General features: G+C 36.4%; 1 protein-coding gene. It reads left to right on the forward strand.

The genetic code is table 11. The features are described 5' to 3' along the window. A partial coding sequence (locus tag BAU23_RS24410; RefSeq protein WP_131802516.1) for an acyltransferase family protein occupies positions 1-236 on the forward strand: 236 nt, incomplete at both ends.

The following is a 236-nucleotide window of genomic DNA, read 5'->3' on the forward strand; positions in this document are numbered from 1 at the left end:
GACAGTCTAAGGGGCCTAGCTATACTAGGTGTTATTTTGTATCATATTAATTTTAATTGGATGCCTGGAGGATTTTTAGGGGTTACTGTATTTTTTGTACTCTCAGGTTATTTAATTACAGATATTCTAGCGATGGAGTGGAAGAGAAATAAGAGAATTGATTTGAAGAAATTCTGGCTTAGTAGGGCAAGGAGATTGCTTCCAGCAATGTTTGTTATGCTCGTTATAACGTTGGC

Source organism: Bacillus nitratireducens (assembly GCF_001884135.1).
GTDB lineage: Bacteria > Bacillota > Bacilli > Bacillales > Bacillaceae_G > Bacillus_A > Bacillus_A nitratireducens.